Below are 15724 nucleotides of genomic sequence, written 5' to 3' on the forward strand. Positions count from 1 at the left end.
TCTCCGTGGCCACAGATGACAATTCCACACTCTCAGACACGCAACGCAAGGCGGCCGAGTTCGACCGCAGCCAGCTCAGCGACAAGACCCGGGTGTTCCAGCTCGCCAAGTTGCTGGGCGTGCCGTCGAAGGAGGTCATTGTCGCGCTGACCGAGATGGGATTGGTCAAGGTCGCGCAATCATCGCTGTCTCGCGCGGAGAGCGAGAAGCTTCTCGACGCCCTCAGCGAGCCCGCCCCGGCCCACCTGGACGCCGCCTCCGACGACGCCGCGGCCGAGGCCGATGAAAAGATCCGCAAGCGCGTGCGCAAGGATGTGGAAAATGAGATCCGCCAGATCGAGGAGAAGGTGGACAAGGAGCTCGTGGCGACGGAGAGCGAAGAGCCCACAGACAGCGACGCTCTGCTGGACCCCGAGGACATCGAGGGCAGCGACGAGTTGTTGACCGATGTTGAACCCGAGGTCACGCCCGCGCCCGAGTCGACGGAGGCTCCGGCGTACGTGCCCATCTTCAAGGCGCCCTCGCGTGCGGAGAGGCGCCGGGCGAAGAGGGCGTCGACAAGCGATGAGGGCGAGACCGTCAGCGCCGCGGCCGAGGATCGCGACGAGGACTCCCAGGTCGAAGTCATCGACGAGCCGAAGGCAATCCGCGGCTCCTCACGCCTGGAGGCGCAGCGCCGCCGCCGCACCGAGAAACGCGAAGAGGAGCGCAAGCGCTCGAAGATCGTCTCGCAGGCCGAGTTCCTCGCGCGGCGCGAGTCGGTCGAGCGCACCATGGTGGTGCGCGAGCGCGCGCGACGCAGCGGACACGGAACCATCACCCAGGTCGGCGTGCTCGAAGACGGCGTGCTGGCGGAGCACTTTGTCACCTCCGATCAGAATGCCTCGATGATTGGCAACATCTACCTCGGCCGCGTGCAAAACGTGCTCCCGAGCATGGAGGCGGCCTTCATCGACATCGGCCAGGGCCGCAACGGCGTGCTCTACGCCGGCGAGGTCGACTGGAAGGCAGCAGGGCTGGGCGGGCGCTCGCGCCGCATCGAGCAGGCACTGAAGTCCGGCGACCAGGTCGTCGTGCAGGTGAGCAAGGACCCGGTCGGGCACAAGGGTGCGCGCCTGACCACGCAGATTTCCCTGGCCGGGCGCTACCTCGTCTACGTGCCCGGCGGGCGCAGCGCCGGGATCTCGCGCAAGCTGCCCGCGCCCGAGCGCAAGCGGCTGAAGGAGATCCTGGCCAAGGTCGTGCCCGGGAAGGGTGGGGCGATCATCCGCACCGCCGCCGAGGGCGTGCCCGAGGAGGCCATCGCCGCCGATGTGACGCGGCTGCACAACCAGTGGGAGACGATCCAGGAGCAGGCGCAGCGCGAAAAGTCCTCCAAGGGCGCTAAGCCCGTTACCCTCTACGAGGAGCCGAACCTGCTGGTCAAGGTCGTGCGCGACCTGTTTAACGAGGACTTCTCCGAGCTAGTTGTCGACGGCCACAGGCCCTGGAACACCGTCCACGCCTACGTCAACTCCGTCGCTCCCGACCTCGCCGACCGCCTCGTGCGCTACGAGCGCCGCGAGCACGATTGCCAGGACGCGTTCGAGCACTACCGCATCGACGAGCAGATCCAGAAGGCCTTGTCGCGCACGGTGTGGCTGCCCTCGGGCGGCACCTTGATCATCGAGCGCACCGAGGCGATGACCGTCATCGACGTCAACACCGGCAAGTTCACCGGCTCCGGCGGGTCGCTCGAAGAAACCGTCACGCGCAACAACCTCGAAGCCGCCGAGGAGATCGTGCGTCAGATGCGGCTGCGCGACATCGGCGGCATGATCATCGTCGACTTCATTGACATGATCCTGCCCGAAAACCAGGAGCTGGTCCTGCGTCGCCTCAAGGAGGCGCTGGGCCGCGATCGCACCCGCCACCAGGTCTCCGAGGTCACCTCGCTGGGGCTCGTGCAGATGACCCGCAAGCGACTCGGCACCGGCTTGCTGGAAACCTTCTCCACGCCGTGTGAGTGCTGCGAGGGCCGCGGCCTCATCCTCACCGAGGACCCCGTCGATGAATCCGCAGAGCGCGTGACGACGCCCCGCGGACGCGCCAACGACACGGACAACGACAAGCCCGCCCGCGAGGGCTCGGGTGCGATCGCACTCGACGAAGACGCGCTCGACCGGTTGGCCGCATCGGTGATCTCCGGGGCGGATGAGGAAGATACTGGTACTGATTCCGACGACGCTCACGCAACCTCCTCGCCGAGCTCGAAAGGCAAGCGCCGCGGCCGACGCGGCGGAGGCCGCGGGCGCGGCCGGGCCGACGCTTCCCCCGAGCGCAGTGATTCCTCGGTTCAGGACACAGCAGACAAGGAGCCCGAAAAGTCCTTCGAGCAAGCTGTCGAGGAGTTCGAGAGCTCCCCGCGCCGCAAGCGCCGCACGCGCGGCAACTCGCGCTCGGACTACCGGCCGAACCCGGACGACTTCTGGGGAGCTTCGCAGACCCAGGAGAAGGAGCCGGAGCAGCCGGAGCCTGTGAAGGAACCCGCCAAGGCAGAGCCCACCAAGCCCGAGCAGCCGGTGCGCAAGGCTGGTACCACGCGTGGGCGCCGCCGCGCGGTGCGCCGCAGCACATCCAGCGCCGCGGGCTCTGCCACCGAGAGCGCGAAGCCGGCAGCGGAGGCGCGTGGTGAGGGCGTCGATAAGCCAAAGCCCGTTAAGAAGGCAACGGGCGGGCGTGGCCGACGCCGAGCCGTGCGACGCAGCTCGCAGTAACGCTCGGCCGCACCAGCGGTTTGGAGAAGCGGGCGAGGGCGTAGTAGGCTTTGGCAGTCCGTGTTTTGGGTTCAGAGGCGCTTATGTGCCTGGCCGTCTACGCATGCAGGCACGGCACACCTGGTTAACAGGCCCAAAGCACTTAAATCACTGTTCCAAGCGGTTCCGATGCATGCCGGAGCCGTGCGAGTTATAGATAAGGGGTTACCCTCTATGTACGCGATCGTCAAGACCGGCGGCAAGCAGTACAAGGTTGCCGAGGGCGACCTGGTCCGGGTCGAGAAGCTCGAGGGTGAAGCAGGCGACAAGGTTGCACTCACCCCGGTTCTTCTCGTCGATGGAGCAGACGTCACCTCCGGCCCGGATGCACTTGCCAAGGTAAACGTTGAGGCCGAGATCGTCGAGCACGGTAAGGGCAAGAAGATCGACATCCTCAAGTACAAGAATAAGACCGGCTACAAGGTTCGTCAGGGCCACCGTCAGCCGCAGACCACCGTCAAGATCACCGGCATCAAGTAGAACTTCTTAAAAAGGAGATACAACAATGGCACACAAGAAGGGTGCATCCAGCTCCTCGAACGGTCGTGACTCTGAGTCGAAGCGCCTCGGCGTGAAGCGCTTCGGCGGTCAGCAGGTCAAGGCCGGCGAGATCCTCGTCCGCCAGCGCGGCACCAAGTTCCACCCGGGCGACAACGTCGGCCGCGGCGGCGACGACACGCTGTTCGCTCTCACCGCTGGCGCAGTCCAGTTCGGCATCAAGCGCAACCGTCGCATCGTCAACATCGTCCCGGCCGACGGCCAGGGCGTTGCCTCCGAGGTCCTCGAGGCCGCTGAGGCAGCAGGCGTTGTCGAGGAAGGCACCGTCGACGAGGTCACCGCGACCGCCTAAGACGCGCTGCGAAGCACCCCCGGCTGAGACCAGCCAGGGGTGCTTTTCCAATCTCGGTATCACCTTTTCAGGCGCATGCTGTACGCGTGACTACTAACTCCGAGAACCTCTCGTACCCGCACGACCACCAGCCTGCCCCGTGGGGCGTTACCGACCCCATCAGCTAAGGGTTCAAGCGCATCTTCTCGCGCACCTGGCACATGTGGATTGGCCTGTCGCTGATCTTCATCGTCGCGCTGATCGCGCTGATCGTGGCCATGATCACCACGTTGTCGGTCCCGCTCGACGTGGATAACCCGTCCGCCCTGACCGGCGGGCAGATCGCCGCGCTCGTCGTTTTCTACGGGATTGTCTTCGTCGTAAGAATCTACCTGGCGGCGCTGTACTACAAGGTCGCGCTGCGCGAAACGCACGGCGAGGAGCAGACGTGGGGCAACGTCTTCAAAGTCGTACCCATTGGCCGCGCCCTGCTTGCCTTCATCGTGGTGCTGGGGCTCATGCTCGTGGTGTACGCGATCTTTGCGCTGGTGATCTTCCTGGACTCTTTGGTTTCTCCCTGGCTCATCGCGCTGGTGGGAATCCTCGCGCTCATCGCGTTCATCCCCGTGGCCATTATTTTGTCGTTCGTGCAGGTCTACATCATCGACGGTTACGGCGTGGGCGATGCGCTATCGGCGACGCGACGCGGCGCGACGTGATGCGCGAATTCTGGAAAATTCTTGCCTCGCTGCTGCTGCTCACGCTCATTGGCTACGCCATCACCATTGTCACCCTCGGCCTTGGCCTCGCGGCCTACATCCCGCTCGCGTCGCTGGTAACGGTGTACATCTACCGGAAGATCTCCGGCGGCAACGTGGTTCCGCTGAGCAGCTAACCGCACAGGGTCCACGAGCCCTCGCCGCCTTTGGATTGTGCCTGCTGGAGAACGTAAGGTGGGAGGCCACGAAAGTTTCACCACGGAAAGGCTGGCACCATGGCTCAGTTCGTTGACCGCGCCCACCTGCACCTGCAGGCAGGCGACGGCGGGCACGGTTGCGTGTCAGTGCACCGAGAGAAGTTCAAGCCCCTCGGCGGTCCCGACGGGGGCAACGGCGGGCACGGCGGCGACATCATCTTCGAGGTCTCCTCGCAGGTGCACACCCTGCTGGACTTCCAGTTCCGGCCCCACCTGAAGGCAAAGCGCGGCGCCAACGGTGCCGGAGATCACCGCAACGGCGCGCGCGGGGAAGACCTTGTCCTGGAGGTGCCCGTCGGCACTGTCGTGCGCAGCGTCGACGGCGAAATCCTCGCCGACCTGACTGTGCCGGGCACCCGTTTCGTCGCGGCCGAGGGAGGCTTCGGTGGCCTGGGCAACGCGGCGCTGGCCAGCACGAAGCGCAAGGCCCCCGGGTTTGCGCTCAAGGGCGAACCGGGCGAAGCCCACGAACTCGTCCTCGAGCTGAAATCCATGGCCGACGTCGGACTCGTAGGTTTCCCCTCCGCGGGCAAGTCTTCTCTGATTTCGGTGCTCTCGGCAGCGAAGCCGAAGATCGCCGACTACCCGTTTACCACCCTGCAGCCGAACCTGGGCGTCGTCGACGTGGGCACCGACACGTTCACCATCGCGGATGTCCCGGGCCTGATCCCGGGCGCGAGCCAGGGCAAGGGCTTGGGCCTGGACTTTCTGCGCCACATCGAGCGCACCGCCGTTCTCGCCCACATCGTCGACACCGCCACGATGGAGCCGGGCCGCGACCCGCTGTCCGATATCGACGCGCTCGAGGCCGAGCTGGCCTCTTACGCTGAAGAGCTGGATACCGATTCCGGCCTTGGTGATCTGCGTGATCGGCCCCGCCTGATCGTGCTGAACAAGATGGACATTCCCGACGCCCGCGAGCTCGCGGACTTCCTCGAAGAGGACTTGAAGGAGCGGTTCGGCTGGCCGATTTTCACGATCTCCACGGCCACGCGCGAGGGCTTGGACGAGCTCAAGTGGGCGCTGTGGGACATCGTGCGCGCCGCGCGAAAGTCGCGCCCGAAGGTCAAGGCCGAGCCGGGGTCCCTGCAGGTGCTTAAACCCCGCGCGGTCGACGCCGCCGACGGCATCGTGGTCGAGCCCGATCCCGAGTTCGAGGGCGCGTGGGTTGTCACGGGCGAAAAAGCGATGCGCTGGATCCGCCAAACCGACTTCGAAAACGACGAGGCGGTCGGCTACCTGTCGGACCGCCTGAACAAGGCCGGGGTGGAGGACCAGCTGCGCAAGCTCGGGGCCAACGAGGGCGACACCGTGACCATCGGCGAGATTTCCTTCGACTGGGAGCCCTCCATCGGCGGCGACCCGACGCTTGCCGGCCGCGGCCAGGACGCCCGCCTCGCGGGCACCGAGCGCGCCTCGGCGGCCGAGCGCAAGCGCGCCTCCCAGGCCCGCCGCGGCCTGATCGACGAGTACGACTACGGCGACGGCCAGGAGGCCGATCGCGAGCGTTGGCAGGGCTAGGCCAGGCGCTAGGCTAGGTATCCATGACGAACGACACCGAACACGCGTCAGCCCCGGTCCACCCAGCAGAAACGCTGAAAACGGAGGAGGAGCTGCGCCACCACATCGCCACTGCGAAGCGGGTTGTGGTCAAGATCGGGACCAGTTCGCTTGTGAACGATGATTTCTCCATCAGCCAGGAGCAGATCGACCGCATCGTCGACGCGCTGCAGGCCCGCATGGCGGCCGGCAGCGACGTCATCGTCGTCTCCTCGGGCGCGATCGCGGCAGGCATGGCGCCGCTGGGCTTGAGCACCCGGCCACGCGACCTGGCCACCAAGCAGGCCTCGGCGGCGGTGGGTCAGGTCCACCTCGCGCAAAGCTGGGGTCGCTCTTTCGCCCGCTACGGCCGCACCATCGGTCAGGTCCTGTTGACCCAGTCCGACGCCGGCAGGCGCGACCGCGCACGCAACGCGCAGCGCACCATCGACAAGCTCCGCCAGCTCGGCACCGTGCCCATCGTCAACGAAAACGACACGGTGGCCACCTCCGAGATGCGCTTCGGCGACAACGACAGGCTCTCCGCCATCGTGTCCACGCTGGTCTCGGCGGACGCTTTGTACCTGCTTTCCGACGTCGACGGCCTCTACGACCGCAACCCTGCCGACCCCGAGGCGCGCCTGATCACGCAGGTCCGCTCCGGCAAGGACCTCGACAACGTCGCGGCTGGCGATGGCGGCGCGCTGGGCACCGGCGGCATGGCGGCGAAGGTGTCCGCGGCGCGCTTGGCGGCGCGCGGTGGGGTGCCGGTGCTGCTGACGTCGGCAAGCGGCATCGAGTGCGCGCTCACCAGCGCCGACTGCGGCACGGTGTTTCACACGCGGCCGCAGTCGAGCCTGAGCGCTTGGAAGTTCTGGGTGCTCTACGCCGCCGACGCGGAGGGCGTGCTGCGTCTCGACGCTGGTGCTGTGCGCGCGGTGACCCGGGGCGGCACGAGCCTGCTCGCCGTCGGCATCACCGAGGTCGAGGGTGATTTCCACTCCGGCGACATCGTGGAGATCCTCGGCCCAGAAGGCGAGGCGGTGGGCCGAGGTGTCGTGGCCTACGACGCCGCCCAGCTCGTGGACATGGTGGGCAAAAACACGCGTGGCCTCGAGCCGCACCTGCGCCGCCCGGTGGTTCACGCGGACTACCTGTCCAACTACGCCACCCGGCTCTAGCTTGCCACTACGATGGTCACTATGGCTGAGATCAACGACGCAACCGCAGCACGCGCCGCCGAGCGCGAAGAAGTCCTGACCAAGGCGCGCGCCGCGAAGGCCGCCGCGCCGGTTCTGGCGACGCTGCCGACCCCGGACAAGGACGCGCTGCTGCGCGATGCCGCCGAGCAGCTGGTCAGCCGCGCCGACGAGGTGCTCGCCGCCAACGCCGAGGATATCGAGGCGGGCCGCGGCGCCGGCATGAGCGAGTCGCTGATTGACAGGCTCTCGCTGGATAAGAAGCGTATCGACGCCATCGCCGACGGCCTGCACCAAGTCGCGGGCTTGAGCGACCCGATCGGCGAGGTGATCCAAGGCCGCACGATGTCCAACGGGATCCGCATGCGCCAGGTCCGCGTGCCGCTGGGCGTGATGGGCATGGTCTACGAGGCCCGCCCGAACGTCACCGTGGATGCCTTCGGGCTGGCGCTGAAATCGGGCAACGTGGCGCTCTTGCGCGGCTCGAAGTCCGCGCGCGCGACGAACGAGAAGCTCGTCGAGATCCTGCAGGACGTCGTCGTCAGCCGCGGCCTGCCGCGCGAGATCGTGCAGCTTCTGCCGTGCGAGACCCACGAGTCGGTCCAGGACCTCATCACCGCCCGCGGGCTTGTCGACGTCGTCATCCCGCGTGGCTCCGCGCGCTTAATCAACGCGGTGGTGGAAAACGCCACGGTGCCCGCCATCGAGACGGGAACCGGTAACTGCCACTTCTACGTCGACGCCGAGGCGGACCTCGACTCCGCGATCGCGATGCTGCTCAACGGCAAGACCCGGCGAACCTCCGTGTGCAACGCGACGGAGACGGCGCTGATCGATTCCCTCCTGCCCGCCGCCGATCAGCTGCGCGTGATCACCGCCCTGCAGGAGGCGGAGGTGCGCGTTCATGGGGACGCCGATAAGCTTTCGGCCCTTGGGGCGCGCGACGTGGTGTCCGCGACCGAGGAGGATTGGGCTGACGAGTACCTCTCCATGGACATCGCTGTGGAGATCGTCGACGGCGTTGAGGGAGCGATCGCGCACATCGCGAAGTGGTCGACGGGGCACACTGAGGCGATAGCGTCGCGCGACGCGCACACGCTGCAGCGCTTCGCCGACGAGGTGGACGCCGCGGCCGTGATGCTCAACGCGAGTACCGCGTTTACTGACGGCGAACAGTACGGAATGGGAGCGGAAATCGGCATTTCTACCCAGAAGCTGCACGCCCGCGGACCGATGGCGCTACCCGAGCTGACCACCACAAAGTGGATCCTCGAGGGTGCTGGCCACGTGCGCGACTAAGTGCAATGTGTGACACAGCCGTGAGAAAGCTGTGATCTCGACGCGACATTGATTGGGGGCGGGTATAGGATGTGAGCCGTTCAAATATTAACTCCATAGAAACGGCTGATCAGACGTGTCTCGCACCCCAGCTCCCACCCTCCGCGCCACCGCGGTTTCCTTAAGCGTCGCCCTCGTTGCGGCGCTCGCCGCCATCCTCGCCCCCGCCGCGGGCCTGCCTGGTGTGCACGCACCTCAGGCCAGCGCCCAGCAGCGCTGCCCGGCCGTCGCGGTCATCGCGGCACGCGGCTCCGGCCAAAACACTCAGGTTGTCCCCACCACCTACTCGGGCGGGGCGTCGTGGACATCCAACGGCTGGGAGGGCGAGACCATCCGCGCCTACCTGCGCCACGCCGAGGGCCGCTACCGCGCCACCCACGGCGGCGCCTCGCTGATGAACGACGTCGAGGTCATCGGCCTCGAGCCGCGCTACTACCCGGCTGTCTACCCGGCGTACGACACCCCGGCCATCGCGGTCCCCGCCACCATTGCCCAGGCCGTCGGCCTCGCCGTGCAGTACGCCGTGCCCACCCTGCAGATGGCGCGCGCGGCGGGAACCCAGTTCCTCGACTCCGTCAACGCGGGCCGCGCGGGCGTTATGCAGGCCATCAATGACTACGAAGCCTCCAGCGGCTGCCGCCCGGGCTACATCCTGATCGGCTTCTCGCAGGGCGCGATGGTGCTGCTCGAGCACGAAAAAGAGCTCGCGGCGCGCGGCCAGCTCGCTGGTGTGGTCTACCTGGGCAACCCCAACACCGCACCGGGCGACTGGTCCACCGTTGGCGTCGGCGGCGGTGGCGCCGGCGGCGTGCTCGGCGCCCTGCCGTTTAACTCCAAGACGGCCGCCGGGACCGGCAACCGTGTCAACTACTGCCTGCCCCTCGACGGGATCTGCGACCTGTCCATCGCCACGCTGCGCGGCGCGGAAGGCAACGGTGGCAACCACGGCCGCTACTTCCTGCAGCCCTCCCCGTGGGACGACCAGGTCTCCGATAGCCTCGGTCGCTTCGTCGACCAAGTCCGCTACGGTTAACGCCCCCTTCGTCCTCGGCTGGCCCTAGACTCGCACGGTATGAAACCACGCAAAATCGGTGTCATGGGCGGGACCTTCGACCCGATCCACAACGGTCACCTCGTGGCGGGCAGCGAGGTCGCCGACCGCTTTGATCTCGACGAGGTCGTTTTCGTGCCCACGGGCGACCCGTGGCAGAAGGCGGATCGCGAGGTCACCGACTCGGAGCACCGCTATCTGATGACGGTGATCGCCACCGCGTCGAACCCGCAGTTCACCGTCTCCCGGGTCGATATCGACAGGGGCGGGCCGACGTACACCATCGACACCCTGCGTGACCTGCGCGAGGTGTACCCGACCGAGGAGCTGTACTTCATCACCGGCGCGGACGCGCTGAGCTCGATCATGTCCTGGCACGATTGGGACCGGATGTTCGACCTCGCGGAGTTCGTCGGCGTGACCCGGCCCGGCTACGAGCTGCGCGAGGACATGCTGCCCGCGAAGCACCAGGAGCGGGTGCACCTCGTGGAGATCCCCGCGATGGCCATCTCCTCGACGGACTGCCGCCTGCGCGCCAGCCAGGGCAGGCCCGTGTGGTACCTCGTGCCCGATGGGGTGGTGCGCTACATTGCCAAGAACAATCTGTACCGCACGGGCGAGGGCGCTTAACTAGCACATCTGCCGCAAAACGTGTGACAATGGGCGCTATAGTTGACGCTTTTTCATACCGAGAAGGATTTTAAACATTTGACAGCCCTGAAGACCTCTATCGAGCAGGCCACCATTGCCGCGAAAGCGGCGGACGAGAAGCTTGGACGCAACATTGCCGTGATTGACGTGTCCGACGTCGTGGGCATTACGGACATCTTCGTCATCGTCTCCGCCGACAATGAGCGCCAGGCCGCGGCGATTGTCGAGGAGATCGAGGGCGATCTCACCGACGCCGGTTTCGAGCCGAAGCGCCGCGAAGGCAACCGGGAGAACCGCTGGGTGCTGCTCGACTACGGCGACATTGTCATCCACGTGCAGCGCGACGCCGAGCGGGACTTCTACGGCCTGGATCGCCTGTACGCCGATTGCCCAGTGTACGAGGTGGAGGGCATGCCGCCCTACGAGCGCGACGTTGCCTTCGGCGATCTCGCTCAGCAAGGTGATTCGGCAAGCGTGCGCGGCGCCGAGAGGATCGAGGACCTGCCCCTGGCGGGTGAGGGCCCAGCTTCCGGCGACGACGAGTTCTAGGCACTAGACGCGATGAGACGACGACTAATTCTGCTGCGGCACGGCCAGACACACTACAACGCTGGCCGCCGCATGCAGGGCCAGCTGGACACCGAGCTGTCGGAGGTAGGCGTGGAGCAGGCTCGCGCCGCCGCCCAGCTGATGAAGAACCTCGGGGTGTCCAAGATCGTCTCCTCCGATTTGACCCGTGCCCGCCATACCGCGGAGATCATCGCGGCGTCGCTGGGGCTCGAGCCGACGCACGACGCGCGCCTGCGCGAGACGCACCTTGGGCAGTGGCAGGGCAAAACCCACGCCGAGGTGGACTCTGAGCGCGGCAGGATCAGGGCGCACTGGCGAAACAACGCCGCGTGGGCGCCGCCTGCAGGGGAGAGCCGCTTGGACGTGGCCAAGCGCGCCCGCCCCGTGGTCGACGAGCTGATGAGCACGTATTCCGAGTGGGACGCTTCGGCGGTGCTGCTCGTCGCGCACGGCGGGACCATCTCCGCGCTGACCTCGAACCTGCTGGGCTTGCGCGAGAGCCAGTACCCGCTGTTCAACAGCCTGAAAAACACCAACACCTCGCGGTTGAGCGCCGAACCCGCCTACCGCGAGGGCGAGGCTATGCCCGCGGAGTTCCCGACGGAGCCGAGTGCGGTGAAGTGGTACCTCGATGCCTGGAACCAGGGGTTTAGCGACTAATGAGCGTACGCATCGTTGTTGATTCTTCCGCCGGGCTGCCGAGCGACATCGCCGAGCAGCTTGGCATCACCGTCGCCGAGCTCCACGTCATGGACGTCGAGGGCGGCGGGTCTACCAGTGGCTTGTCCTCGGTCGAGCTCGCCGCCATTTACGCTCGCCAGCTCGAGCGCGGCGGCGACGACGGTGTCGTGGCTCTGCATTTGTCCAAGAGCTTTTCTTCCACCTGGTCCGCGGCCGTGTCGGCGTCGGCGGTGTTCGACGATGCGGTGCGCGTGGTGGACACCAACACCGTGGGCATGGCAGTTGGGGCGGCCGCGATGGCGGCTGCGTCGCTGGCGCGAGAGGGCGCGGACTTAGACGCCTGCGAGAAAATCGCAGAGGACACCCTCGCCAGCTCCGGGACGTGGGTCTACCTCAGCCAGCTTGACGACTTGCGCAAGAGCGGCCGCTTGTCGACGGGCACAGCGGTGCTCTCGGCCGCTCTCCTGGCCACGAAGCCGATCCTGCACCTCAATGCCGGCAAACTGGAGCTGGCAGGCAAAACGAGGACGCAGACGAAGGCGTTTATCAAGCTCACGGAGCTGGTACAGGAGCAGGCCGAGGGCAAGCCCGTGTTCATCGCCATCCAGCACGCCGATGTCGAAGAGGCCGCGGAGACGCTGGCGGACATGCTCAGCGAGGTGCTGCCCGAGGACTCCCGCGTGCTTGTCGTGCCGCTTGTCGACGCCCTCGCCGTGCACACCGGTGCCGGGGCCATCGGGCTCTCGGCGGTCTTTTCTTCGGGCTTTGGGGATAACTCACCCGAGTAGGTGACGCTTCAACACGGTTATCCACAGCTTAAGGCGCTGAGCCTTTTCCTGCCGCGCGGCGTCGCTTAGCGTCTGCGGCATGAGCCGCCCACACCGCCCGACTGGCACCGACCGCATCACGGAACTGCTGCGCCCGACCGGGGAGGAAGACCGCCTCGCGGTCGAGTTCCCGCCCCCACGCGTGCGCGTGGAGCCGTTGCACGCCGCGGTTGCCGTTGCCGTCGTGCTTGCCCTGGTAGCCGGCTGGGCGTTCCTTCGCCCCGCCGCGCCCGAGCCGCAGTGGGACACCGCCGCTGTGGAGGCCCCACCCGCGCAGGTGGTGGTGTCGGTGGTGGGGGAGGTGGCCAACCCCGGCCTGGTCACCTTGGAGCAGGGCGCGCGCGTGGCGGACGCGCTCGAACAGGCCGCGCCGCTGCCGCACGCCGACCTCATCTCGCTCAACCAGGCGCAGTTGCTTGTCGACGGCCAACAGATCCACGTCCAGGCGGTCGGGGCTGCTCCGGCTGGCCCCGCGGCGCAGCCGCCAGCGCCGGGGCTGGTGTCGCTGAACTCGGCTACCGCGGCGGAGCTGACCACGCTGCCGGGCGTCGGTGACGCGACTGCCGCCGCGATCATCGCGCACCGCGAGGCCAACGGCCCGTTCGCTTCTGTAGACAAGTTGATGGACGTCAAGGGCATCGGCCCCGCCAAGTTCGAGGCGCTCAAAGACTTAGTGGGCGTCTAAATGTCGGAGCTGCGCCTGGTTCCTGCCGCCGTTGCCGTGTGGGCGGCCACGCTGGCGGCGATCTACTGGGGCCCGGCGGCGTCTGTAGCCGCGGTGGTGTTGGTGTGCACCGCGGTGGCCTGCGCCAGGCAGTGGGGCCAGGTCGTGCTCGTCGCGGGCCTGGGTTCCGCGGCCGCGCTGGTTGCGGTGATGCGAGTTGCCACGGCCCGCGCGTGGCAGTTCGGCACCGAAGTCCTCGGCCGGGTCTCCGGCGCCGCACACCCCATCGAGGGCCACGGCTACCTGCTGCGTGTCAGGGTTACCGGCCACCCTGGCCCGATCGCCGTCTTCGTCGACGACCTGCCTCCGGGCGTGGACAACGGAGCGGCCGTGCGAGTGACCGGGCGCGCGTCCGAGGCGGAGCAAGCCGGCACGGCGCAGGTCGTGTTCAACGGCGAGGTAGAGGTTCTGAGCGCCCCGACCGGCATGGCGGCCTGGTCGAACCACGTGAAAGAGATGTTTGCCGCCTCGGTGGCCCACACGGTTGGCCCGAGGGCGCAGGGGCTCATCCCCGGCATGGTGTTGGGCGATACCTCGCTGCAGTCGGAGGCGCAGCAGCAGGCCTATCTGGATACCGGGCTGTCGCACTTGAGCGCGGTGTCCGGAAGCAACGTCGCCATTGTCACCGCCGCGGCCGTGGTGCTGGCTAGCGCGCTTGGGCTCGGGCTTCGCGGTCGCATCGTGTTCGCCGCGGCGGCGCTGGCGCTGTTCGCGGGGCTGGTAGGGCCCGAGCCGAGTGTGCTGCGCGCGTCTGTCACGGGCCTTGTGGGGCTGGCGGCGGTGCTGGCGTCGTCGACCGCCGAGCCGGTGCACACGCTGTGCTTGGCCGTGATCGGGCTCGTGCTGATCGATTCAAACCTAGCCGTCAGCTTCGGCTTCGCGCTGTCGGTTGCCGCCACCGCGTCGATCGTAGCGCTGAGCCCGCTGCTGTATCGCTACCTTGTGTTTACCCGCTGGCCGGAGATCGTGGTGCGTGCCCTCGCCGTCGCCGTGGCCGCCGATATTGTGACGATGCCGTTGGTGGCTCTGATGTCGGGCGAGGTGTCCATCGTTGCGGTACTGGCGAACATCCTAGTCGTGCCCGTGACTGCTCCGGTGACGGTTCTCGGCCTGGTTGCCGTGGTGCTCTCGCTCGCACCCGGCGGGTTGGAGGTGCCGATTCTATGGGTTATCGAGCCCCTGGCCGCGTGGGTTGACCTCGTCGCCACCACGGGTGCCGCGTTTCCCGGTGCCACGGTTGAGGCGGGCCCGCTCGGCGTCATCGTTTGCTACGGGTGGGTGCTCGCCGGGTTCATGGCACAGCGACCGCGCCTCACTCTGACGGCCGTTGCCGCGGCGCTCGCGGTTGCTGGCCCGGGGGCGCAGTGGCATAAACCGGTGGAGCTCAACCGCCTCACCGCGCACGTCGTCGAGCGGGAAAGCGGCATTGAGCCGGTGCCGGCGCACACGCAGGTTGTGGTCGTCCTTGAGGGCGGCCAACCCCACGACCGGCCCGTGTCCACGACCGGCGGCCTGCCGGTGCTTTACCCCAACCGCGACGGGCCGGTGTGGCTTTACCCCGACGGCACGCAGCGCGCACAAAGCGGAAGGTTTTAAGATGGGGCGCATGCTCAATCCCGTCCACCTCGTCTTGGGCGAAGACGAATTCCTCGCCGAGCGCGCGACGAAGACCATCATCGACGCTGCAGCCGACGGCGCGGCGCCCGAGGTCAGCCGCTTGCGCGCCGGCGACGTCACCGAGGCAGAGCTGCTCATGGCCACGAGCCCCTCGCTGTTTGCCGAGCAGCGGGTCGTGGTGTTCACCGGCGCGGAGCAGGCGGGCAAGGAGCCCACGGAGCTGTTGTTGCAGGCGGCACGTGACCCAGCGCCGGGGATGACGCTGATCATCGAGCACACCGGAGGCGGACGCAACAAGTCTTACGTGGCCAAGTTCAAAAAGGTCGCTGAGGTGCACACGGTCGACCCGCTGCGCGACAGGGACCGCCACGCCTGGCTGAACAACGAGTTCCGCCGCCTCGGGGCCCACCCCACTCCCGATGTTGTTGCCGCGCTGCTAGAATCCGTCGGCTCCGATCTGCGCGAGCTGGCCACCGCGGCAAGCCAACTCGTGGCAGACACCGAGGGGGAGCTGACGGTGAGGTCCGTTCATGCCTACTACTCCGGGGTAGCTGAGATTTCCGGGTTCGACATCGCAGACCTTGCCGTAGCCGGGCGCGCAGAGCGGGCACTGGCCTCGACGCGGCGCGCGCTGCAGCTGGGCATTAGCCCCGTCGCCCTTGCCGCGGCGCTGGCCAGGAAAGTAAGCGACATCGCCAAGCTCTACAGCACCCGTGGTAACCCCGACCAGATCGCCCGCGAGCTGGGAATGCATCCGTTTGTCGCGAAAAAAACAATGCAGGCCGCACGGACCTGGTCCGGCGAGGCCGTCTCAGAGGCCGTGATCGTCATCGCGAACCTCGACGCCGAGGTCAAGGGCCAAGGCGGTGACCCGGACTACGCGATCGAACACGCGGTGCGCAGAATCGCCGAGCTTGCGCGCTAAAC

At 67.2% G+C, this 15724-nt stretch carries 16 protein-coding genes; all 16 read left to right on the forward strand.

From position 1 onward, the window contains the following. The first annotated feature begins 5 nt into the window (after positions 1–5). The 16 genes from E3227_RS06580 to holA all read left to right on the forward strand — a co-directional run bounded on the left by E3227_RS06580 (position 6) and on the right by holA (position 15722). Positions 6–2756: a translation initiation factor IF-2 N-terminal domain-containing protein gene (locus E3227_RS06580; protein ID WP_144317955.1), complete on the forward strand. Its 2751-nt coding sequence runs from the start codon at positions 6–8 to the stop codon at positions 2754–2756. 213 nt (positions 2757–2969) lie between these two features. Then, positions 2970–3275 (forward strand): 50S ribosomal protein L21, encoded by a 306-nt coding sequence (gene rplU / locus E3227_RS06585; protein WP_136652832.1) that lies wholly within the window; start codon positions 2970–2972, stop codon positions 3273–3275. A gap of 25 nt (positions 3276–3300) precedes the next feature. Next, the gene (gene rpmA / locus E3227_RS06590) at positions 3301–3645 is read left to right on the forward strand and encodes a 50S ribosomal protein L27 (protein ID WP_144317956.1); all 345 of its coding nucleotides are present in this window, start codon (positions 3301–3303) and stop codon (positions 3643–3645) included. Between the two features lie 200 nt (positions 3646–3845). Further along, positions 3846–4343, forward strand: a complete 498-nt coding sequence (locus E3227_RS06595; protein WP_144317957.1) for a hypothetical protein — start codon at positions 3846–3848, stop codon at positions 4341–4343. After that, positions 4343–4519, forward strand: a complete 177-nt coding sequence (locus tag E3227_RS11465) for a hypothetical protein (RefSeq protein WP_153257538.1) — start codon at positions 4343–4345, stop codon at positions 4517–4519. Before E3227_RS06595 ends, E3227_RS11465 begins: the two co-directional genes overlap by 1 nt. A gap of 99 nt (positions 4520–4618) precedes the next feature. Then, entirely contained in the window at positions 4619–6121 is a 1503-nt protein-coding gene (gene obgE / locus E3227_RS06600; RefSeq protein WP_136652829.1) for a GTPase ObgE, read from the forward strand. 23 nt (positions 6122–6144) lie between these two features. After that, the gene (gene proB, locus E3227_RS06605) at positions 6145–7320 is read left to right on the forward strand and encodes a glutamate 5-kinase (protein ID WP_246062635.1); all 1176 of its coding nucleotides are present in this window, start codon (positions 6145–6147) and stop codon (positions 7318–7320) included. A 12-nt stretch (positions 7321–7332) separates the two neighbouring features. Continuing rightward, positions 7333–8637, forward strand: coding sequence for a glutamate-5-semialdehyde dehydrogenase (locus E3227_RS06610; protein ID WP_186366473.1), 1305 nt, complete (start codon positions 7333–7335; stop codon positions 8635–8637). Between the two features lie 115 nt (positions 8638–8752). Then, positions 8753–9709: a PE-PPE domain-containing protein gene (locus E3227_RS06615; RefSeq protein ID WP_144317959.1), complete on the forward strand. Its 957-nt coding sequence runs from the start codon at positions 8753–8755 to the stop codon at positions 9707–9709. A 63-nt stretch (positions 9710–9772) separates the two neighbouring features. Then, entirely contained in the window at positions 9773–10357 is a 585-nt protein-coding gene (gene nadD / locus E3227_RS06620) for a nicotinate-nucleotide adenylyltransferase (protein ID WP_246062903.1), read from the forward strand. A 78-nt stretch (positions 10358–10435) separates the two neighbouring features. Beyond that, positions 10436–10927, forward strand: a complete 492-nt coding sequence (gene rsfS / locus E3227_RS06625; RefSeq protein WP_144317961.1) for a ribosome silencing factor — start codon at positions 10436–10438, stop codon at positions 10925–10927. 12 nt (positions 10928–10939) lie between these two features. Next, positions 10940–11608, forward strand: a complete 669-nt coding sequence (locus tag E3227_RS06630) for a histidine phosphatase family protein (RefSeq protein ID WP_144317962.1) — start codon at positions 10940–10942, stop codon at positions 11606–11608. Then, entirely contained in the window at positions 11608–12417 is an 810-nt protein-coding gene (locus E3227_RS06635; RefSeq protein ID WP_136652823.1) for a DegV family protein, read from the forward strand. The genes E3227_RS06630 and E3227_RS06635 overlap by 1 nt, the downstream gene beginning before the upstream one ends. A gap of 79 nt (positions 12418–12496) precedes the next feature. Continuing rightward, complete coding sequence (locus tag E3227_RS06640) at positions 12497–13141, forward strand: ComEA family DNA-binding protein (RefSeq protein WP_144317963.1); 645 nt, start codon at positions 12497–12499, stop codon at positions 13139–13141. Continuing rightward, entirely contained in the window at positions 13142–14776 is a 1635-nt protein-coding gene (locus E3227_RS06645; RefSeq protein ID WP_144317964.1) for a ComEC/Rec2 family competence protein, read from the forward strand. Between the two features lies 1 nt (position 14777). Continuing rightward, complete coding sequence (gene holA, locus E3227_RS06650; RefSeq protein WP_006839790.1) at positions 14778–15722, forward strand: DNA polymerase III subunit delta; 945 nt, start codon at positions 14778–14780, stop codon at positions 15720–15722. Positions 15723–15724 lie beyond the last annotated feature (2 nt).

The sequence above is a fragment of the Corynebacterium sanguinis genome (assembly GCF_007641235.1).
Taxonomy (GTDB): Bacteria; Actinomycetota; Actinomycetes; order Mycobacteriales; family Mycobacteriaceae; genus Corynebacterium; species Corynebacterium sanguinis.